We start from the raw sequence: 19919 nt of genomic DNA on the forward strand, positions 1-19919 counted from the left end.
GCGGTGGTGCGCGCTCCCGCGAGCAGCACGCGGTCGACGCCGGGGTGCACGATCAGCGCGCGCCCCGAGGCCTCCTCGTTGAGGTCGGCGTAGGTCAGGAGGTCACGCGGAACCCCGGCGGCCCAGAGGGCCTCGGCGACGACCGCGCCCGCGCGTCGCGCGCGCGGCGACGGCGTGAGCAGGACGCCCGAGCCCGCCGCGAGCGCCGCGAGCGTCTCGGCGGCGCACAGCCCGACGGGCGCGTTCCAGCGCGGCGCGACGACGGTGACCCGGTTGGGGACGAACACGGCGCCCGCGACGCGGTCGAGCTCTTTGGCGGTGACGGCGTAGTACGCGGCCGCGTCGACCGCCTGGCTCACCTCGATGTCGCCCTCGTCGACGAGAACGCCCGCCTCGGAGGCGAGCACCTCGATGAGCTCGGCGCGGCGGTCTTCCAGCGCGCGCGCCGCGGACTGCAGCACCGTCGCCCGGTCGGCCGCAGCCAGCGCGCCCCATGGCTCCGCGGCCTCGCGCACCCGCGCCAGCGCCGCATCGAGACCGGCTTCGTCGTCGATGCGGCCCGCGGCGGCGGTCGCGTCCCCGGCGGTCGACCCGCTCGCCCGGCTGATCGCGGCGAGCGCCCAGGCGCGGTCCTCCGCCACTCCGGGGTCGGTGTCGGCGACGTTGCGGAAACCGGGTGCACCGCCCGCCACCTCGGGACTCTCGCGCACCGAGAACACAGCGGTGTCGACGAAAGCCTGCCCTCCGAAGAGCATCTGCTGCACGTCGGGGCCGAGGGCGGACGTGTCTCCGGATGCCGCGGCCTCCCGCGCGATCCCGAGCACCGCCTGTGTGAGACCCGCGTCGGCCGCGTCGGCGTCGGCGGGGTCGCGCAGGATCGCCGGGTCGGTCACCACGCTCCGCTGAGCGACGCGGCCAGTCGGCGCGGGACCCTCCGCGGCGGAGACCGCGCGATGGGCGCGCGCCGCGACGGCCGCGGTCTCGGGCGCGAAGAGGCCGCCCTCGAGGTCGTCGAGCGGCATCGTGTCCTGGGCGGCGTCGGCGTCCTCGGGCTCCCCCGGCCCCGGCGACGCGACGGGCAGGTCCGGCGACGCGGCGACGGCATCGGCGTATGCGGCCGTGAGCCGCGCCGCGACGATGTCGAGATCGTCGGGGTGCACGGCGGCGACCGTCACGACGAACGAGTCGTCCGGCGTCCACGACGCACCCGCCGGCACGGCCAGGGTCAGCGCGGCGTCGGTGTCGTCGGCGACCGCGAGGGCGAGGGCGGCTCGTTCGGGGTCACCGGTCGCGAACTCGACCGCGAGTCCTTCGCGTCCGCGAGTACTGAACGCCTCGCGGAGGGCGCGCACGGCCTGGGCATCGATGTCGTCCCGCCGGGTGATGGCGGGGGCGACCCACCCGTGGCGCGCCGAGGTCAGGGCATCCGCGGTCTGCAGCGGCGCATCGTCCAGGCGGACCGTCAGCCGGGCGCCCCCGTCGTCGGCACGCTGGCGTGCCCACGCGGCAAGCTCGCGCACGGCGTCGACGCTCTCGACCACGGCGATCGGCAGAGCGATCCCGGCGGGGGTCTCGCGCAGGCGGGGCTCCTCGAGCACGCGGGTGAGGACGGCGACCGTCCGGTCGAGGTCGTCGCGCCCCTCCACCGCGAGCGTGAGGTGCGTGGCGTGCTCGGCGGCGGCGAGGAAGAGCGGCAACAGCCGCTCGGCGGCGGCATCGACGTCGGCGTCGAACGCCCACCGCGACGCTCCGCCCGTCGCATCGGCGACCGAGAGCGTCACCCGGTCGACGTCGTCACGGCTCACCATGGCCCGGATGCCGTCGACCCGCCGTCGCGCGGCGGACTCGCCGAGCACCGCAGGACCGACCAGCCGCACGTCGGTCGTGCCCCCGTGCGCACCGAACGCCGCGAGGGCTGCGCCCAGCCGCTCGGGCCGCGCGTCGACGGTCAGACCGGCGATCAGATCGCGCAGCGCGCGTCGCGCGAGCGGGACGACCGGGGCCGGCATCACCGGCGCAACGGCACCGCCGAACTGCAGAGCGCCGCGCGCGAACCAGGGCAGACTCGCCGGAACCTCGCCCGCGAGCCGGTGCAGGGCGGCCGCGGCCGCGGTCGCCCCCTCCGGGCGGAGCACGCCGTCGGCCGCGGCCGCGACGAAGACGGCGACGGCGGGGGCGGGCGACTCGCGAGGGGCGGTCGAGAACGCGGCCACCCGGGCGGCGGCCCGCACGGGAACAGCCGAGGAGAGCGTGAATCCGGTCGCGCGCGGGTCTTCGATGCTCATGTCGGTCAGCCTAGGCATCGCGCGCGTGGCATCCCGGCGGCCCGCCGCGCAAGCTGCGGATCGGCTCGGGTTCCTGCGAACGAATGTTTTTGCACTCAGAACAAGAAATTCCAGGAACTTCTTCGCTTTTCGTCCCGATCATGTTTGTATGGCGGTGGGTACCCAGCCATTTATCCCCCTGGATGGAAGGTCACTCTCCGTGAACCGCATATCGCTGAACCGCATATCGAAAGCGGTCGTGGGCGCCACTGCCCTCGGCCTGTTCCTCACCTCCGCCGCTGCAAATCCGGCTTTCGCCGCCTCGCCGACGCCCGACGCTGCGATCGACGGCGTCGATGCGCACCTGCTCGACGCCATGGCATCCGAGCTCGGCACCGATGTCACCGGCGCCGCCGACGTCCTGCGTTTTCAGGCCGACGCGGCGACCACGACGACCGAGATCGCGTCGGTCGCGGGCGACGCGTTCGCCGGCACGTGGCTCGACGAGTCGACGCGCACCGTCTACGCGGCGGCTACGACCGACGACGCGCGGGCGGCCGCGGCCGGCGCCGGCGCGGTGCCCATCGCCGCGGCGCACTCTCTCGACGACCTCGAGGGCATCGCCGCGCGTATCGAGGCGAGCGATGTCCCCGACGTGGTCCCCTCGTGGTGGATCGACGTCGAGAACAACGACGTGGTCGTCGACGTGCTGCCCGGCGGTGCCGACGTGGCGAGCGACTTCGTCGCGACCCTCGGGGCGCCGGCCGACGCGGTCCGCCTGCAGACCGACGTCGAGGCCCCCGAAACCTTCGCGACCATTCGCGGCGGAATCGCCTACAACATCAACAACCAGAGTCGCTGCTCGGTCGGTTTCGCCGTGCAGGGCGGTTTCGTCACCGCCGGACACTGCGGTGACGTCGGCGACAGCACCACGTACGGCACCTTCCAGGGGTCGTCGTTCCCGGGCAATGACTACGCCTGGGTCGCGACGCCGAACCACACTCCCGTGGGCGAGGTGTCAGACTACGCCGGCGGCGCAGTCGCGGTGAAGGGTTCGACGCCCGCCGCGGTCGGCGCGACCGTGTGCCGTTCGGGTTCGACCACGGGCTGGCACTGCGGTCAGATCCAGGCCTACAACTCCACGGTTCGCTACGCCGAGGGGTCGGTCTCGGGCCTCATCCGCACGAGCGTGTGCGCCGAACCCGGCGACTCCGGCGGCTCGCTGCTCGCCGGCAACCAGGCGCAGGGCGTGACCTCGGGCGGGTCGGGCGACTGCTCCTCGGGCGGAACCACGTACTTCCAGCCGGTGAACGAGATCCTGCAGACGTACGGTCTGAGCCTGCTCACCAGCTGACCGCGCTGAGGAGCTGACCTCGGATACGGGAGCCCCGGCCGCGATACGCGGTCGGGGCTCCTGCCGTCGCCGCCCACGCCGCGGTCCCGTCAGCGGAGGACGCGGAGCGCCGTCACCTCCTCCCCTCCCCGTGTCTCCTGCCGTCACGGCGGCATCGCGACCACGCCACGTTCGCTACTGTCGGTGCAGCCCCCTCACCGTTGGAGTTCCCGCATGGCCCAGACCTTCACCGACATGCCCCTCGAGCTGCTGCGCGAGTACCGCCCGGCGCTCACCGCGCCCGACGATCTCGACGCCTTCTGGGACGAGACCCTCGCCGAGGCCCGGGATGCCGCTCGCCCGGCCGTCCTGACCCCGGTCGACGGTCCGCTGCGAGCGCTGTCCGTGCAGGACCTCACGTTCACGGGCTTCGGCGGAGACGCCATCCGTGGCTGGGTCGTCCGCCCTCACGGGGACGAGGTGCTCCCCGCGGTCGTCGAGTTCATCGGCTACGGCGGCGGCCGGGGTCTCGCCGGAGAGAAGAACCAGTGGGCGGCCGCGGGATACGTGCACGTCATCATGGACACGCGCGGCCAGGGATCGACGTGGAGCGTCGGTGAGACGCCCGACCCGCACGGCTCCGCCGCCGCCTTCCCGGGCGTCATGACCCGCGGCATCCTGGATCCCCGCGAGTACTACTACCGCCGCCTGTACACGGATGCCGCGCGGCTCGTCGACGAGGTCCGCGCGCTGCCCGGGGTCGACCCGACGCGCATCGCCGTCACCGGCGGCAGCCAGGGCGGCGGGCTCGCGATCGCCGCGGCCGCCCTCTCCGGAGACAAGGTCGCCGCCGTCATGCCCGACGTGCCGTTCCTGTGCGACTTCCCGAACGCGATCGTGCGCACGCCGTCGGCCCCGTTCACCGAGATCACCCGCTTCCTCGCGATCCACCGCGATGCGGCTGCGAGCGTGCTGCGAACCCTGTCGTACGTCGACGGCGCGATCCTCGCCCGGCGGATCCAGGCACCCGCGCTCTTCTCTGTGGCGCTCATGGACGACGTCGTGCTGCCGTCGGGGGTGTTCGCGGCGTTCCACGCGCTGGCATCCGAGGATGCCGCGCTCGAGGAGTACACCTACAACGGCCACGAGGGCGGCGGCTACCGGCACTGGATGCGACAGGTCGCCTGGCTCGACGCGCGCTTCGGACGCTGATCAGGCCCGCCGGGGCGTGACGAGCGGAGGACGAGGGACGGGCGGAGGGCGACCGCGGCGGATCGCTCCTCCGCTCGTCCCGGCACCGCCGCTCGCCACACGACCGCACCAGCGCCCCGCCGTGGGACGCCGCCCCGGTCAGCCCCGCACCCTCACTCCCAGACGCTGGGCGCGGGCCGCTTCGTCGAGGGCAGCGCCGAGCCGTCGGCCCAGTCGTGCACCCACTGCTCGATGTCGGGCAGTCCCTCGGGGCGCCCCACCGCGGCGAAGAGCTCGTCGTGCGGCACGGTGCCGCCGGTGCGCCGCAGGATGCGCGCGCGAATGATCGCGCGGGCGTAGATCTCGCCCCCGACCAGCGCACGGTGCTCGAGGTACACCGCCCGGTCGTCGTGCCCGATCATGCGCGTCTCGAGGTCGAAGCGCTGCCACAGCTCGAGCGAGCGACGGAACGTGATGGTCTCGGCCGCCACGACGGCGTACCACCCCTGCTTCGTCATGGCCGCCATGAGACCGGCGCGAGTGAGCAGATCCCACCGGCCCAGGTCGAACAGCGACAGGTATCGACCGTTGTTGAGGTGCCGCAGCAGGTCGATGTCGGTGGGCAGCACCCGGATCCGGATGCGGGTCACCGTGTTCGGATCGATGGCCCCCTCGCGGCGGAGGCGACGGCGTGCGCGGAAGAGGACCAGCAGGGTCCGCCAGAGGACGTTCACGAGGGGCGAGCGTATCGATCCCACGACGGATCGGCGATTCCCTTGTGGTCAGCCCACAAGCTCACGGTCCTCGTCTTGTGCGCGGGCGTCCGGTTCCCGCGGCGGGTACACCCACGTCACGAGGACGACCGACACGATCATGAGCAGGAACCACGAGGTGAGCTTCGACGCGTCGACCGGATGCCATCCCCCGACCTGCGACGGGTACAACCACGCGCCGGCGTAGGTCGCGATGTTCTCGGCGAGCCAGATGAACACCGCCACCCCCACGAACGCCAGGAGGATCGGCATCCGGAATCGTCCGCGGAAGAAGCGGAAGTGCATCACGGTGCGACCCCAGAGCACCAGCACCGCCACGATCAATACCCATCGCAGGTCGATGGTCCAGTGGTGCGTGAAGAAGTTGAGGTAGATCAGCGCCGCCACGACCGCGGTGAGCCACTGGCGCGGGTACCGGGTGAAGCGCAGGTCGAACAGGCGATACACGCGCACCATGTAGCTGCCGACCGCGGCATACATGAAGCCGCTGTAGAGCGGTACGCCGCCCAGGCGCAGCACCCCGTCGGCGGCGTACATCCAGGAGCCGACGTCGGTCTTGAACAGCTCCATCACGGTGCCGACGATGTGGAAGGTGACGATCACGCGCAGCTCGCGCAGGGTCTCGAGGCGTCCGACCACCATCACGACCTGAATCGCGACGGCCGCGATCGTGAGCGCGTCGTTCCGCGCGAGCGGGGCGTCGTCGGGGTACCAGAGCTTCGCGGCGAGCACGACCGCGAGGAACGCGGCCCCGAAGACGCACGCCCACGCCTGCTTGAGGACGAACACCGCGAACTCGACCAGTCGCGCCCGCACCCCCGACGCCGGGGCGGACGCGAGGAGGCGGTTCGCGAGGGCATCGAGACGCGCTTCGACCGAGGTCAACCGGGGGCGTTCCGACACGGCGGTCATGCTGGCACGCGTGGCTGGCAAAGTGCCCTTTTACCTCATCCTCCCCCGTGCGGCCGCCGATTTCCCCCTGGCGAAAGCCCCGCGTAGAGTCACGCCATGACCGCCGAAACCCGAACCGACACCGTCGTCCGTCCGGTGCGCGACGTGGATGCCGAGGCCCTCGGCCGCGTGCACGCCACCTGCTGGCACGAGACCTACGATCACCTGATCAGCGAGGCCGCCCTCAAGGCCGTCTCCCCCCGCCGCATGGCGGAGCTCTGGACGCACTGGGCCTCCCAGGGCGAGGACTACCGCATGCACGCCGCTCTCGTCGACGGCGAGATCGTCGGCTTCGTCGGCTCGGGCCCGGCCCGCGACGACGACGCTCCGCGTGAGCGCGAGCTGTACTTCATCTATCTGCTCGACGCCTTCCACGGCACGGGCATCGGGCAGCAGCTCTTCGATGCCGCGATCCACGACGGCGAAGGCGCCTACCTCTGGGTCGCGGAGGACAACCCCCGCGCGCACCGCTTCTACACGCGCAACGGCTTCGCCCTCGACGGTGCGTCCCACGTCGAGCCCTTCCTCGGTGAGGAACTCACCGAGGTGCGCTTCGTCCGCTGACGTGCTGCAGGTCTGGGCCCTCGACGGCATCCGTGAGATCACCCCGGGGGACGACCTCGTCCGGGTGATCCTGGATGCCGTCGACGCGGCGCCGGGAGCCGACACGGCGCTGCAAGACGGTGACATCGTCGTCGTGACCAGCAAGATCGTGTCGAAGGCCGAGGGCCGGATCATCCGGGCCGACGACCGCGAGGACGCCATCACCCGCGAGACCGTGCGGCTCGTGGCATCCCGGACCTCCCCGACCGGACACGTGACGCGCATCGTCGAGAACCCCCTCGGAATCGTCTCGGCCGCCGCGGGCGTCGACGCCAGCAACACTCCTGAGGGCACGGTCCTGCTGCTGCCCGTCGACCCCGACGCGTCCGCCCGCCGCATCGCCGAGGGTCTGCGCTCCGTCGCCCGAGTGGGCGTGATCATCACCGACACCCTCGGTCGCGCGTGGCGCGAGGGCCAGACGGACCACGCGATCGGGGCCGGCGGCATCCACGTGTTCGAAGACCTCCGCGGGACGACGGATGCCGAGGGCCGCCCCCTCGTCGTGACCCAGCCGTGCGTGGCCGACGAGATCGCCGCGGCCACCGACCTCGTCAAGGGCAAGGCGTCGCGCCGCCCCGTCGCGATCGTGCGGGGACGCGGAGACCTCGTGGGCGATCTCGACCTGCCCGGGGCGCGCTCGATCGTGCGGAATCCCGAGCGCGACATGTTCCGCCAGGGCGCCGACGAAGCGTACGCCGAGGGCTTCGCGGCGGGTCGCGCGGCGCGCGCCTGACACCGTTCTCCCTCGCCCCTCCCCCCTCGTCCCACTTCTGTGGGGTGCGTGTCCCACTTTTGGTCAGTCGGAGAGGCCCGCACCGACCAAAAGTGGGACAAGGGGCTTAGCGGGTCAGGGTCAGCGGATGCCGCGGGCTGCGAGCGCGTCGCCGAGGTCGTCGGCGTGACGCAGGGCGACGACCAGGAACGGCAGCGTCCCGCGCAGGAGCGACGGACGGAGGCCCCGGGCGCGCTGGGCGTCGCGCACCTCCGCGGCGTGGCGGGCGAGGACGGGGATCGTCGTGAGCGTCACCATCCACAGCAGGGCGAACCGCGCCGGATCGACGCCGACGAGACGCAGTGGCCGCAGTCCCCTCTCGAGCGCATCGAGCATCGCGGAGACGGGGGTCGTGAGCGGCACCACCCCCGCCACGAGCACGGCCGCCGCCACGCGCGCGGTGTTCGCCGCGGCCGGCTCGAGCCCGAGGAAGATCAGCTGGCCCGCCGCCGTGATGGCGATCATCCAGCGGAGCGCCCACGCCTGGCCGGCGAGCACGCGAAGCCCCTCTCCGACGCCCATTCCTGCCGCGGCATACACCGCGAGCGGAACAGCAAGCGCGATCGGGACCGTGATCCACACCGGCGGCAGCGCCGCGACGACGACCGCCAGGACCGCGAAAAGGGCGAGCTTCGGGCCTGCCGGCATCCGGTGCATCCATCCCCGGCCGGGGCGGTACATCGTCAGCACGCCAGGGCGCTCTCGTAGGCGTCGACGACCATGTCGGATGCACCGGATGCCACGACCCCGCCGTCCGCGAACAGCACGGCGTTCTCGCACCGGCGTGCCAGGGCGAGGTCGTGCGTGACGACGATGAGCGCGTGCCCGGTGTCGGCGAGCAGGTGGTCGGCGACGGCGCGGGCGTTGCGCGCGTCGAGGAAAGCCGTCGGCTCGTCGGCGACGACGAGGTCGGGCTCGCGTACGAACGCACCGCGCAGCGCGAGGAGCTGCTTCTGGCCCCCGGAGAGGTCGTGCGCGGGACGGTCGGCGAGGGCTTCCAGGCCGAAGCGTTCGAGTGCCGCGGCGACGCGACGGCCCCGTTCCTCGCGCGAGAGGCGGAGGGGTCGGAGCGAGAGCGCGACATCCTCGGCGACGGTGGGCATGATGATCTGCGCGTCGGGGTTGCTGAGCACGAGGGCGACGCGACGGCGCAGGTCGGCGGCATCCGTCTCCGGATCGAGACCGAGAACGCTGAGCTCGCCTGACGCGCGCCGCACGAGTCCGGCCACAAGTCGGGCGAAGGTCGACTTGCCCGAGCCGTTGTCGCCGATGATCGCGATGGTTCGGGCCTCGAGGTCGAGGGAGATGTCGTGGAGCACCTCTCTGTCGCCCAAACGGGCGGTCAGCCGGCGGCAGCGGAGGACGGTCACCCGACGACCTCCCTCTCGCCGAGGCGGACGGCCCGCAGGGCGCTCACCGCGCGACCTCGCGCTCGCCCGGCCAGCCCGCGGCAGCGCAGGGCGCTCACCGCACGACCTCGAAGACCGCGGCGACGCCGAGGCCACCGCCGACGGATGCCGCGGCGAGGCCCAGGGTTCCCGCCGACGCCCCCGCGCGGACGAGCCGCGAGAACAGGCGCACGACGGCCACCGCCCCGCTCGCTCCCCACGGGTGCCCCAGCGCCAGTGCACCACCGTCGGCGCACACGCGGGAGTCGTCGTCGGGCAGGCCGAGGCGGGACAGCACCGCGATGCTCTGCGCGGCGAACGCCTCGACGAGCTCGATCGCGGCGATGTCGGCGAGGCTCCTCCCCGCCTGCGCGAGGGCGGCCTCGATCGCGGGCGCGGCGCCGATACCGGGGAGGGCCGGGTCGCACCCCACGACGGCGGTGGCGCGGATCGCGAGACCCGGCGCCGATCCGGCGCGGGCGACGACGACCGCGGCCGCTCCGTCGCCGATGCGGGTCGACGTCGCGGCGGTGACCGTGCCCCCGTCCACGAGCGGCGCGAGACGTGCCAGCGCGGCGGCGGGCGCGCCGATGCCCTCGTCGCGGTGCACTCCCGCGACGGGCATGATCTCGGCGTCGAACCGGCCATTTGCCCGCGCGGTCGTCGCGCGCGCGTGGCTTCGCTGGGCGTACGCGTCCTGCCGCGCGCGCGAAAGACCGTCGTGAGCGGCCAGGTCGTCGGCGGCGCGCAGCATGTCGGGGTCGGCGAAGCCCGCGGGAGCGAAGGGGGCTCGGGCGTAGGGCACCCCGCCCTGCACCCGGGCGGGAGCCGTTGACGCGCTCTCCACCCCGCCCGCCACGCGGGTCCGTCCGTCGGCGCGCGTCGCGTGAGCGGCATCCATGATCGCCGCGAGTCCGCTCCCGCACTGCCGGTCGACGGTGCCGCCGGGCACGGCGAATCCGAGCCCGGCGGCGAGCGCGGCGATACGGCCGAGGTTGCCGCCCGGCCCGGTGCAGTTGCCGAGGATGACGTCTGCGATCGAGGGCGCTCCGGCGTCGGCGACGGCAGCGGCGACCACGACAGCCCCGAGCGTTCCGGCGTCGACACGGGCGAGGCCGCGCCCCCGCACCGCCAGAGGGCTGCGACGGGCCGCGACGATGACGGGATCAGTGTCGGTCGGCACGGTCGCTCTCCATGAGTCGCGCCACCTCGGCGCGCGCCGGCTTGCCCGACGGCGTCCGGGGGATGTCTCCGAACGCCCATTGCCGCGGGCGATGAGCGGGGGCGAGCAGGGCGGCGGCCGCGGACCGGACCGCGACCGGGTCGGCATCCGTTGTCTCGACGAACGCGGCCACCAAGGCACCCACGCGCGGGCGCGGCATCCCGAACACGACGGCGTCGCGCACGCCGGGGATCGAGCGGAGGACCTCCTCGACCTCGTGCGGGATCACGGTCGCCGAGGCGCTGAGGATCGCGTCGTCGGCCCGGCCGTGCAGGTGCAGGCGTCCGTCTCGCAGCTCCGCGCGATCGCCGACGGTGGCCCAGGCCCCGTCGCGGCGCAACGGGCCCTCCGCTCCGAGATAACCGGATGCCACGAACGGCGAGCGGACCCACACCTCGGCGCCCCGCACCTCGAGATCCACCCCCGGGAAGGCGCGCAGCCCGTCGCCGGTGTCGAGGGCGACGAACGACAGCTCCGCCGCCCCGTAGTACGAGACGACCCGCACGCCGGCGGCTTCGGCGCGTGCCCGCAACGACGGGTCGAGGTGCGAGCCCCCGACGAGGGCTGCACGCATCCGCGGGAGGGAGCCGTCGTCGAGGACGGCGCGCAGACCCTCGGGCGTCGCGTGCAGAAGCGTTGCGGACGGGTCACGGCCGAGAACCGGACGCGGACCACCCTCGAGCGCGTGCGCGAGCGAGAACAGGGTCAGCGACGACGACGCCGGGGCGGGGAGCGCCACGACATCATCCGGCCCTGCTCCCAGGAGCGCACTCACAGCCGCGAACGAGTCCGTCCACGACGCGGCCGTCCGCCGCACGATGCGCGGGGCGCCGCTGCTGCCCGAGATCAGGGTCGCCCAGGCCGTGGCATCCCTTTCCTCGATCCCGGATGCCACCCGCTCCACGCCCGCGCGCTGGTCGGCGCTCCAGCGCGGATCGGCGATCAGCACGGCGTCTCCGGCGGCACGGGTCGCGGCGATCCGCTCGACGAGCTGCGGAGCGCCGCCGTCGAGGACGACGATCACGCCGGCGCAGCCGCGGGCGTCGCCGCGCGCTGCGTCCACGCGCGGCGGAACCCCCGGGGGTACGCCCGCACGAGGGCCGCGACGACGGCGGTGGCGAGCGCGGCCTTGAGCAGATCGCCGGGCACGAAGACGAGGCTCGTCAGTGCTGTCTCGCCGAGCGGAAGGCGCGTCACCGCGCTCTGCACCGGGATGCCGATCGCATAGATCGCCACGACACCGCCCGCGATCATGGCGAGCGCCGTGCGCCAGACGACGGGGCGCCGGCCTCCCGCGTGCACGAGGAGACCCACGACGATCGCACCGAGAATCCAGCCGAGCGCGTAGCCCGCGGAGGGGCCGAGGAAGACGCCGATGCCGCCGCGCCCTCCCGCGAGTAGCGGAAGGCCCGCCGCCGTGAGCGCGAGCACCACGGTCACCGAGAGGGCGCCGAGCCAGGGACCGAGCACGGCTCCGGCCAGCATCACGCCGAGCGTCTGGGCGGTGATGGGCACCCCGCCGAACACGGGGAAGCTCCCGGGGAGTCCAAGCACCACGATGAGCGCGGCGAAGACGGCGACACGGGCGAGGTCGGTGGCATCGAGCGTGCGGGTCATGAGCATGCCTTTCCTGAACAGTGTTCACCTGAACAGCGTTCACTATACTCAGACGCATGGCTCCCCGAGGACACTCCGCCGACGACGTCGCCCGCGCCGCCCTGCGGATCCTCGACGATCACGGACTCCCCGACCTCACGATGCGCCGGCTCGCGACAGCACTCGAGGTGCAGCCCAGTGCGCTGTACTGGCACTTCCCGAACAAGCAGACGTTGCTCGCGGAGCTCTCGGACCGCATCGTCGGGCGGATGGCATCCGGGACCCCCGATGACCTCCGCGTCGAGGCGCACGCGCTGCGCGACGCGCTGCTCACGTACCGCGACGGCGCCGAGGTCGTCTCGAGCACCCTCGCGCTCGGCCTCGGGTCGACGCTGGCGCACGATCGGCTGACCGCCGCGGTCGCCGCCGCCGGGTTCGACGCCGACACCGCGCGCCGCGGCGCGACGACCGTGCTGCACTACGTGCTCGGCTTCGTCTGGCACGAGCAGCAACGCCTGCAGTACGACAGCCTCGGCGCGCGCGAAGGCGCCTCGGGCCTCGAGAGCGACGACTTCGCCTTCGGCCTCGACCTCATCGCCGACGGGCTGCGGGCGCGGGCTGGCGCGGGGCCACTGTCGTAGGGGTGGGGGTGCGCGCCGGCGTGGGCTGGGCGCCGCGGCCGGGCATTCGGCATCCATAAACGCCATCCGCTCACAGAAACACGCTCCGCACGCGTTTATGCGCGCGAACAGCGTTTATGCGCGCTCGCTCGGGGACGCGCAAACAGCGTCTATGCGCGCCGGCGCGGAGCCGCGCGGACGCCCGCGCGCACGCGACGACCGCGCGGCGCGGCGCGCACCGTTGCCCCCGAGCGGCGGCGGCAAGGCCTCGCGCGGTCAGCGCATCTTCACGTCGCCGAAGAGCCGAGCGATCGGCGCCAGGACGCGCGGTCGCGCGGCCACCCATCCCGCGGCCATCACGAGCAGGGATGCCGCGAAGATGAGCAACCCGGTCGGGTCGCTCGTGAAGGCGTCGGGGTCGACCGCGCCGCGGGCGGCGTACATGTGATTCAGGTTGCGCAGGGCTCCGGTGGCGAGCACGAGGCCCACGTGCACGACGATGAACGCCACGAAGAACAGCATCGTCGGGAAGTGCACCTTGCGCGCCCACTCCACCGGGTACAGACGGTTGAGCCGCGCGGCATCCTTCGGCCAGACGCCCGAGAGCCGCACGCCGCTGAGGATCGCGAGCGGCGCGGCGACGAACGTGATCGCGAAGTACGACAGCTGCTGGAGGCTGTTGTAGTTCACCCAGCCGTTCTCGGTGGGCCAGTCGAGCGAGACGTATTGAAGCGCGGCGGACAGCGCGTTCGGGAAGACCTCCCACGACGTCGGGACGATCCGCATCCATTGCCCGGTCGCGAAGAGCAGCACGACGAACACGACACCGTTCGCGATCCACAGGATGTCGACCGCCTGGTGGAACCACAGCGTCAGACTGATGCGGCGCTTCTTGTTCTTCCGCGGGGACCAGAAGGCGGACGGCCGCTTCTCACGCCGCACCTGCCATCCCGTGCGGATGATGAAGAGCAGGAAGAAGCTGTTGAGGAAGTGCGACCAGTTCAGCCACACGGGCAGCCCCACCGGCGCCCCCTCGGGAAGGGGGTACTCGCCCGGGAAAGCAGCGAGGAAGTCGCGCCCCGGTTCGAGAGCGAGGACGAACCGCGCGAGCAGCACCGCGATCCCGGCCAGCGCGAGCGCGAAGACTCCGAGCACGACCGTCGAGCCGAGCCACTGCAGCGGCGTGTAGGGGCCGATGCGCTGCGGTTCGGTCTTTGCGGGGCGAGGTGCGGATGCCGCGACGCCCGGCCACACCGTCCTCGGCACCGTGAGGGGCGGGCGAGGCGCGGGCGACGCGGCCGCAGATTCGGAAACCGCCACCGGATTCGGATCGATCTCGCCACTGCGTCCGAATCTGACGCCACTCTCCGAATCCACGCGCGCAGTGGCATGCGGCCACGGCTCACCACCCGGAACACGAGGCAGACCCCGCCGCACCGCCGACGCGGCCGGGGAGCCCACGGCATCCGGATCCACGAGAGGCTCACGCCCGGAACTCGCGAAATCCGCGAGACCGGCCGCGCTCTGCGCAGCCGCCGCGTCCGCAGATCCGCAAACCGCCACCGGATCCGGATCGATCCCACCGACACGTCCGAATCTGCCGCCATTCTCCGAATCCGCGCGCGCGGTGGCCGACGGCCACGGCTCGCCATCGCCCTGCGCGCCCTTCCCCGGCGCAGCGCCCTCCACGGAGATGTGGTCCTCCGCCTCGGGCGCGCCGGAGACCGCGGGCGGCCAGGGCTCCCCGCCGGGAACGCGCGGCAGCCCGCGACGCGGGTTGCGGGGTGTGGACGCCATCTATTTCTTCGGGGCCTCGAGCGCGCTGATCAGGTGCGGGACGACGGTGAACAGATCTCCGACGATACCGAAGTCGGCGATCGCGAAGATCGGCGCCTCGGGGTCTTTGTCGACCGCGACGATGGTGGTAGCGGTCTGCATCCCGGCGCGGTGCTGGATCGCCCCCGAGATCCCGAGCGCGATGTACAGCCGCGGCGACACGGTCACGCCCGTCTGGCCGACCTGCGCAGCGGCCGGGACGTAGCCGGCGTCGACCGCCGCGCGCGATGCGCCGACCGCGGCGCCGAGCACGTCGGCGAGCTGCTCGACGAGCGCGAAGTTCTCGCGCGAGCCCACCCCTCGCCCGCCGGCCACCACGATGCGCGCCCCGCGCAGCTCGGGGCGTGACGACGGCGCCGCGGGCTCGGAGAAGCTCTCGACACGACCCGCCGGAACTCCGGATGCCACGACCTCCAGCCGCTCGACGACGACGGGCTGCGCGTCGAGGCGCTCGGTGACCGCGCCCGGCCGCAGGGTGACGACGAGCGGCCCGAAGGTGGGGGCACCCTCCACCGTGAACGCCCCGCCGAAGGCGGAATGCCGCGCCACGATCCCGAGCTCGTCGCGATCGAGCCCGACCACGTCGGCCGCGAGCGGCAACCGCAGACGCGCGGCCAACCGGGCGATGGCGTCGCGCGATTCGACGGAGTTCGACGCGAGCACGAGGTCGGGGCTTTCGCGCGCGACCGCCGCGGCGAGCGCGTCGACGACGGGAAGAGTCAGGGCATCGGGGTCGGCGTCGGCGGTGAGCACGCGCACCGCGCCGAGACCGGCGGCCTCCTCCGCGGCATCTGCCGGTCCCACGATGACGGCGACCGGCTCCCCCACCTGGTCGGCTGCGGCCAGCAGCCCCGCGGATGACGCGGCGAGCGCCCCATCCGGCATCACCTCGAGCAGCACGAGCGCGACAGTCATCGCAGCACCCCCTCATCGGCGAGGAACGCGGCGAGCTTCTCCGCGGCATCCCCCTCGTCGGTGATCTTGACCCCCGCCGCGCGGGGCGGACGCTCGGAGACCGACAGCATGATGTACCGCGGCACGGCGGGATCCTCGGGCTCGACGCCGAGGGCCGTGGCATCCACGGTCTCGTACGGCTTCTTCTTCGCCGCCATGATGCCTTTGAAGGTCGTGAACCGCCCCTCGGGCATCGCTTCGGTGATCGAGACGACCGCCGGGAGCGCGGCCGACACCCGCATCGTGCCCGCGTCACTCACACGCTCGCCGGCCACCGAGTCGTCGCTCAGCTCGAGGGTCGACAGCGCCGTCAGGTTCGGCACACCGAGCATCTCGGCCACCATCGCGGGCAGCACGCCACCGCCCCCGTCGGTCGAGAGGTTGCCGGCGATCACGAGGTCGAATCCGGCGCGCCGGATCGCCGCGGCGAGCACGTCGGCGGTCAGCAGCAGATCGGCCCCGCGCAGCGCATCGTCGACGACGTGCACGGCAGACGTCGCTCCCATCGCGAGCGCCTTGCGCACGGTGGCCGCGGCCGACGCCGGCGCCATCGTCAGCGCGACCACCTCGGTACCGGGGTGGGCGTCGGCGAAGGCGAGCGCGGCCTCGACCGCGCGCTCGTCGATCTCGTCGAGCACGGGCGTCGCGGTGGCCCGGTCGGTGAGCCCGGTCTCGAGGTCGAGCCGGCGCTCGCCCCACGTGTCGGGCACTTCTTTGATCAGCACCACGATCTTCATCGACGCGGCTCCTTCGTTCGGGGGATGGATGCCACGGCCTCACGGCCACGGACACGTTCACGGATGCCGCCCGCGCGGTACCGTGAAACGCGAGGAGGACCCATGACGCGACGACTGCCCGTCGACCCGATCGCCGAAGCCAAGCGCCAGTGGCTCGCGCACGGCTGGGACGACGCCGCCGACGGCATGACGGTCGTGACCTCGGTGATCCGGGCGCACCAGTTGCTCATGGCATCCATCGATCGCGCGTTGAAGCCCTTCGACCTGTCGTTCTCGCGCTTCGAGATGCTGCGGCTGCTCGCTTTCACGCGGGAGGGGCGGATGCCGATGGCCAGCGCAATCGCCCGACTGCAGGTGCATCCGACAAGCGTCACGAACACGGTCGAGCGGCTGACCCGCGACGGGCTCGTCTCTCGTGAACCGCACCCCACCGACGGACGTGCGGCACTGCTCGCCCTCACCGACGAGGGGCGACGGCGGGTGGACGAAGCCACCGACGCGCTGAACACCGTGTTCGCGGATCTCGGGCTCGACGACGATGACGCGACGGCGCTCGTGCGGATCATCGCGCGCTTCCGCAAGGGGGCCGGCGACTTCGCCGATCCCGCTCCGGTGCCCGACCCGCTCTGACGTGGGCCCGTAGCCGCGCGTGGTGCGGCCGATCGAGCGGTGTTCCGTCGCGTCGTCTCGATCATCGGTGGGTGAACGACGGTGCCCGCTTCTCGCGGAACGCCGCCATCCCCTCCTTCTGATCGGCCGTGTCGAAGAGACCGGCGAACGCCTGGCGCTCGAAGCGGAGGCCCTCGGCGAGAGAGGTCTCGAGCGCGGCGTCGAGCGCGGCCTTCGCCGCGTAGAGGGCCGGGAGCGGCTTCGCGGCGATCGTCTCGGCGACCGTCTGCGCCTCCTCGAGCAGGTCGGCCCCGGGCACGACGCGCGACACCAGCCCCACCCGCTCGGCCTCGACAGCGTCGATCATCCGGCCGGTCAAGACGAGTTCGGCCGCCTTGTAGTACCCGAGAGCCCGCACGAGCCGCTGCGTCCCGCCCATACCCGGGATCACGCCCAGCTGCACCTCGGGCTGGCCGAACCTCGCGCGGTCGGAGGCCAGGATCACGTCGCACATGAGCGCGAGCTCGCAGCCGCCGCCGAGGGCGTAACCCGAGACCGCGGCGATCACGGGCGTGCGAACGGCCGCGAAACGCGACCAGCCGCCGAAGTGATCGGTCAGGGTCATCTCGACGCTGGACTTGCCCTCCATCTCCTTGATGTCGGCTCCGGCCGCGAACGCCTTCTCGCTTCCGGTCACGACGATCGCGCCGACGCCCTCATCGCCGTCGAAGGCCTCGGCCGCAGCGACCACCTCGTGCATGGTGCGCGAGTTCAGCGCGTTCAGCGCCTCGGGGCGGTCGAGGGTGATCCAGCCGACACGGCCCCGCTGCTCGACGCGAATCGTCTCGTACCCGGCATCCTGATCCGTCATGTCACTCCCGTTCTGTCGGCGCGGACGATCCCGCTCTGGCATGCTTTCACGCTCCCCCGACATCGCCGAGGGACTCGAGTCACGCGGCCAGGACGCTCCGACCGACGATGAGACGCATGATCTCGTTCGTGCCCTCGAGGATCTGGTGCACGCGCAGATCGCGGACGACCTTCTCGATGCCGTAGTCCTGCAGGTAGCCGTAGCCGCCGTGCAGTTGCAGCGCCTCGTTCGCGACGCGGAACCCGACGTCGGTCGCGAATCGCTTGGCCATCGCGCAGCGGGTCGCCGTGTCGGGGTCTTTCGCATCCAGGGCCCTCGCCGCATCGCGCACGAGCAGTCGCGCGGCCTCGAGCTCGGTCGCCATGTCGGCCACGGCGAAGACGACGGACTGCTTCTCGGCCAGCGCCTCGCCGAAGGTGAAGCGCTCGTGGACGTAGGCGATCGCGCGGTCGAGGGCCCAGCGCGCCCCGCCGATCGAGCAGGTGGCGATGTTCAATCGGCCGCCGTTGAGCGCCGTCATGGCGATCGAGAAGCCGCGGCCCTCTCCGCCGAGGAGGTTCTCCGAGGGAACCCGCACCTCGTCGAGCACGACCTGACGGGTCGGCTGGGCGTTCCAGCCCATCTTCTTCTCGAGGGGTCCGAACGACAGTCCCTCGGCGTCGGCGGGAACGAGGAAGGCGCTGATCCCGCGGGCGCCCGGCTCGCCCGTGCGGGCCATGACGACATAGACGGATGCCTCGCCCGCACCCGAGATGAACTGCTTGACGCCCGTGAGCACGTACGTGTCATCGTGGCGGATCGCCGAGGTGGTGATCGCCGCCGCGTCGGATCCCGCGCCGGGCTCGGTGAGGCAGTAGGCGCCGAGGTCGTCCATCGCGACGAGGCCCGGCAGCCACCGGTCGCGCTGTTCCGACGTGCCGTAGGCGTCGATCATCCACGCGACCATGTTGTGGATCGTGATGTACGCGGTCACGGTGGGGTCACCGTAGGCGAGTTCCTCGAAGATGGCGACCGCGTCCGCGCGCGAGAGGCCCGCGCCCCCGACGTCGTCCCGCACGTACACGCCGCCGAGACCCAGCTCTCCCGCGCGGCGCAGGACATCGCGGGGGAAGTGCTTCTCGGCATCCCATTCCAGACTGTGCGGGGCGAGCTCGGTCGCGGCGAAGTCACGGACGGCTTCAAGAATGGCCTCGCGCTCGTCGGCGGACAGGGCCGAGGCGTCGAGCGCGGGAGCAGGGGTGGTGTCCATGCGGCTCTCCTTCGTGGGGCGACGGCGTCGTCGCTCCGCCAGAATAGCTGGACGTCCTACTAATTGGTAGGGGAATCTACTACCCCGCCGCCACCCCGAACAGCGACCCCACGAGGTACGTCGCGCCCAGCGCGAGCGCTCCGCCGATCACCGTGCGCAGGATCGAGCGGCCACGACGCGCGCCCCCGATCCACGCCGCCACGTATCCCGTGATCGCCAGTGCGACGAGCACCGCCGCGAACGTCAGGGGAACCCGCACCTCCACCGGCGCCAACAGGATCGTTGCGAGAGGCAGCAGCGCCCCGATCGTGAACGCCACCGCCGAGGCCAGCGCGGCGGTCCACGGACTCACCACGTCGTCGGCGTCGATGTTCAGCTCGATCGACAGGTGCGCTTTCAGGGCATCGGATGCCGTGAGCTCGGTCGCCACGCGGGTCGCCGTGTCGCGCGTGAGCCCCTGGGCCTCGTACAACCCGACGAGCTCGGCGAACTCGGCATCCGGATCCTCCGCGAGCTCGCGGCGCTCCTTCTGGATGAGCGCCCGCTCGCTGTCGCGCTGACTCGAGACCGAAACGTACTCGCCGAGAGCCATCGACACGGCGCCGCCGACGAGGGCCGCGAGCCCGGCGACGAGCACCGGCCCGACCTCGCTCGTCGCTCCCGCCACGCCCACGACGACCGCGGCCGTCGAGACGATGCCGTCGTTCGCGCCGAGCACTCCGGCGCGGAGGCCGTTCAAGCGTTGGGCGAGACCCTGGCGGTGCGGTTCGTCGGCGTGGGCACCGGGGAGCTCCGTCATGCGCTCAGAGTAGACCGCCTCGCGCCGGAGCGGGCGCGCGCGCGAGCGTTCGCCTCTCGTTCACCCGAGCGTCACGGAGCGCGGCCAGACTCGGCGCGTCCGCCGCCCCCGCGGCGTCCGACGCGTCGCCCCCGCGGCGCATCGATCCCCT

Annotated in this window: 20 protein-coding genes; 6 read left to right on the forward strand and 14 right to left on the reverse strand. The window is 72.6% G+C overall.

Features of this window, described 5'->3' with window-relative positions:
* Positions 1-2285: proline dehydrogenase family protein (locus tag NS283_RS15240; protein ID WP_193752696.1), on the reverse strand; the 2285-nt coding region annotated here is incomplete at its 3' end.
* 238 nt (positions 2286-2523) lie between these two features.
* Here NS283_RS15240 and NS283_RS15245 point away from each other — a divergent pair.
* Together NS283_RS15245 and NS283_RS15250 are read left to right on the forward strand one after the other, a co-directional pair.
* Positions 2524-3618, forward strand: a complete 1095-nt coding sequence (locus NS283_RS15245) for a S1 family peptidase (protein ID WP_058597708.1) — start codon at positions 2524-2526, stop codon at positions 3616-3618.
* Between the two features lie 213 nt (positions 3619-3831).
* On the forward strand, positions 3832-4809 hold the full coding sequence (locus tag NS283_RS15250) for an acetylxylan esterase (protein WP_058597709.1): 978 nt from the start codon (positions 3832-3834) through the stop codon (positions 4807-4809).
* A 152-nt stretch (positions 4810-4961) separates the two neighbouring features.
* Here the strand turns inward: NS283_RS15250 and NS283_RS15255 are convergent, their stop codons facing one another.
* Together NS283_RS15255 and NS283_RS15260 are read right to left on the reverse strand one after the other, a co-directional pair.
* On the reverse strand, positions 4962-5522 hold the full coding sequence (locus NS283_RS15255) for an acyl-CoA thioesterase (RefSeq protein WP_058597710.1): 561 nt from the start codon (positions 5520-5522) through the stop codon (positions 4962-4964).
* A gap of 48 nt (positions 5523-5570) precedes the next feature.
* Positions 5571-6473 carry a DUF817 domain-containing protein gene (locus NS283_RS15260; protein ID WP_058597711.1) on the reverse strand — a complete coding sequence of 301 codons (903 nt, stop codon included), beginning with the start codon at positions 6471-6473 and terminating at the stop codon, positions 5571-5573.
* Positions 6474-6569: 96 nt separating this feature from the next.
* Between NS283_RS15260 and NS283_RS15265 the strand changes: the two genes are divergently transcribed.
* Positions 6570-7076 carry a GNAT family N-acetyltransferase gene (locus NS283_RS15265; RefSeq protein WP_058597712.1) on the forward strand — a complete coding sequence of 169 codons (507 nt, stop codon included), beginning with the start codon at positions 6570-6572 and terminating at the stop codon, positions 7074-7076.
* Between the two features lies 1 nt (position 7077).
* Entirely contained in the window at positions 7078-7848 is a 771-nt protein-coding gene (gene cofE, locus NS283_RS15270; RefSeq protein WP_058597713.1) for a coenzyme F420-0:L-glutamate ligase, read from the forward strand.
* Positions 7849-7968: 120 nt separating this feature from the next.
* Here cofE and NS283_RS15275 read toward each other — a convergent pair whose 3' ends face one another.
* From NS283_RS15275 to NS283_RS15295, 5 genes are all read right to left on the reverse strand, one after another.
* Positions 7969-8577, reverse strand: a complete 609-nt coding sequence (locus tag NS283_RS15275) for an energy-coupling factor transporter transmembrane component T (RefSeq protein WP_058597714.1) — start codon at positions 8575-8577, stop codon at positions 7969-7971.
* Entirely contained in the window at positions 8571-9257 is a 687-nt protein-coding gene (locus NS283_RS15280) for an energy-coupling factor ABC transporter ATP-binding protein (protein WP_058597715.1), read from the reverse strand. Before NS283_RS15280 ends, NS283_RS15275 begins: the two co-directional genes overlap by 7 nt.
* 94 nt (positions 9258-9351) lie before the next feature.
* Entirely contained in the window at positions 9352-10458 is a 1107-nt protein-coding gene (locus NS283_RS15285) for a thiolase family protein (protein ID WP_058597716.1), read from the reverse strand.
* Complete coding sequence (locus NS283_RS15290; protein ID WP_241492267.1) at positions 10442-11560, reverse strand: AMP-binding enzyme; 1119 nt, start codon at positions 11558-11560, stop codon at positions 10442-10444. Before NS283_RS15290 ends, NS283_RS15285 begins: the two co-directional genes overlap by 17 nt.
* The gene (locus NS283_RS15295; RefSeq protein WP_153003390.1) at positions 11518-12114 is read right to left on the reverse strand and encodes a biotin transporter BioY; all 597 of its coding nucleotides are present in this window, start codon (positions 12112-12114) and stop codon (positions 11518-11520) included. The genes NS283_RS15290 and NS283_RS15295 overlap by 43 nt, the downstream gene beginning before the upstream one ends.
* Positions 12115-12170: 56 nt before the next feature.
* Here NS283_RS15295 and NS283_RS15300 point away from each other — a divergent pair, with 56 nt between their 5' ends.
* Positions 12171-12734 carry a TetR/AcrR family transcriptional regulator C-terminal domain-containing protein gene (locus NS283_RS15300; RefSeq protein ID WP_058597718.1) on the forward strand — a complete coding sequence of 188 codons (564 nt, stop codon included), beginning with the start codon at positions 12171-12173 and terminating at the stop codon, positions 12732-12734.
* A gap of 255 nt (positions 12735-12989) precedes the next feature.
* Here NS283_RS15300 and NS283_RS19265 read toward each other — a convergent pair whose 3' ends face one another.
* From NS283_RS19265 to NS283_RS15315, 3 genes are all read right to left on the reverse strand, one after another.
* Positions 12990-13967, reverse strand: a complete 978-nt coding sequence (locus NS283_RS19265; protein ID WP_241492268.1) for a cytochrome b/b6 domain-containing protein — start codon at positions 13965-13967, stop codon at positions 12990-12992.
* Between the two features lie 543 nt (positions 13968-14510).
* Positions 14511-15464 (reverse strand): electron transfer flavoprotein subunit alpha/FixB family protein, encoded by a 954-nt coding sequence (locus NS283_RS15310; RefSeq protein ID WP_058597720.1) that lies wholly within the window; start codon positions 15462-15464, stop codon positions 14511-14513.
* Positions 15461-16240, reverse strand: a complete 780-nt coding sequence (locus tag NS283_RS15315) for an electron transfer flavoprotein subunit beta/FixA family protein (RefSeq protein ID WP_058597721.1) — start codon at positions 16238-16240, stop codon at positions 15461-15463. The genes NS283_RS15310 and NS283_RS15315 overlap by 4 nt, the downstream gene beginning before the upstream one ends.
* A gap of 102 nt (positions 16241-16342) precedes the next feature.
* On the opposite strand from NS283_RS15315, the gene NS283_RS15320 reads away from it, so the two are divergent.
* On the forward strand, positions 16343-16870 hold the full coding sequence (locus NS283_RS15320) for a MarR family winged helix-turn-helix transcriptional regulator (protein WP_058597722.1): 528 nt from the start codon (positions 16343-16345) through the stop codon (positions 16868-16870).
* A 61-nt stretch (positions 16871-16931) separates the two neighbouring features.
* Here NS283_RS15320 and NS283_RS15325 read toward each other — a convergent pair whose 3' ends face one another.
* The 3 genes from NS283_RS15325 to NS283_RS15335 all read right to left on the reverse strand — a co-directional run bounded on the left by NS283_RS15325 (position 16932) and on the right by NS283_RS15335 (position 19768).
* Complete coding sequence (locus NS283_RS15325; protein WP_058597723.1) at positions 16932-17720, reverse strand: enoyl-CoA hydratase-related protein; 789 nt, start codon at positions 17718-17720, stop codon at positions 16932-16934.
* Positions 17721-17799: 79 nt separating this feature from the next.
* Entirely contained in the window at positions 17800-18969 is a 1170-nt protein-coding gene (locus NS283_RS15330; protein ID WP_058597724.1) for an acyl-CoA dehydrogenase family protein, read from the reverse strand.
* Between the two features lie 79 nt (positions 18970-19048).
* Positions 19049-19768, reverse strand: a complete 720-nt coding sequence (locus NS283_RS15335; RefSeq protein WP_058597725.1) for a VIT1/CCC1 transporter family protein — start codon at positions 19766-19768, stop codon at positions 19049-19051.
* Positions 19769-19919 lie beyond the last annotated feature (151 nt).

The organism is Microbacterium testaceum, from assembly GCF_001476285.1.
Classification (GTDB): domain Bacteria; phylum Actinomycetota; class Actinomycetes; order Actinomycetales; family Microbacteriaceae; genus Microbacterium; species Microbacterium testaceum_B.

Coding starts and splice junctions, on each gene's coding strand:
- NS283_RS15250 (WP_058597709.1), top strand. CDS start 3,832: ATGGCCCAGACCTTCACCGACATGCCCCTCGAGCTGCTGCGCGAGTAC.
- NS283_RS15260 (WP_058597711.1), bottom strand. CDS start 6,473: ATGACCGCCGTGTCGGAACGCCCCCGGTTGACCTCGGTCGAAGCGCGT.
- NS283_RS15265 (WP_058597712.1), top strand. CDS start 6,570: ATGACCGCCGAAACCCGAACCGACACCGTCGTCCGTCCGGTGCGCGAC.
- NS283_RS15295 (WP_153003390.1), bottom strand. CDS start 12,114: ATGACCCGCACGCTCGATGCCACCGACCTCGCCCGTGTCGCCGTCTTC.
- NS283_RS15300 (WP_058597718.1), top strand. CDS start 12,171: ATGGCTCCCCGAGGACACTCCGCCGACGACGTCGCCCGCGCCGCCCTG.
- NS283_RS15310 (WP_058597720.1), bottom strand. CDS start 15,464: ATGACTGTCGCGCTCGTGCTGCTCGAGGTGATGCCGGATGGGGCGCTC.
- NS283_RS15315 (WP_058597721.1), bottom strand. CDS start 16,240: ATGAAGATCGTGGTGCTGATCAAAGAAGTGCCCGACACGTGGGGCGAG.
- NS283_RS15320 (WP_058597722.1), top strand. CDS start 16,343: ATGACGCGACGACTGCCCGTCGACCCGATCGCCGAAGCCAAGCGCCAG.
- NS283_RS15325 (WP_058597723.1), bottom strand. CDS start 17,720: ATGACGGATCAGGATGCCGGGTACGAGACGATTCGCGTCGAGCAGCGG.
- NS283_RS15330 (WP_058597724.1), bottom strand. CDS start 18,969: ATGGACACCACCCCTGCTCCCGCGCTCGACGCCTCGGCCCTGTCCGCC.
- NS283_RS15335 (WP_058597725.1), bottom strand. CDS start 19,768: ATGACGGAGCTCCCCGGTGCCCACGCCGACGAACCGCACCGCCAGGGT.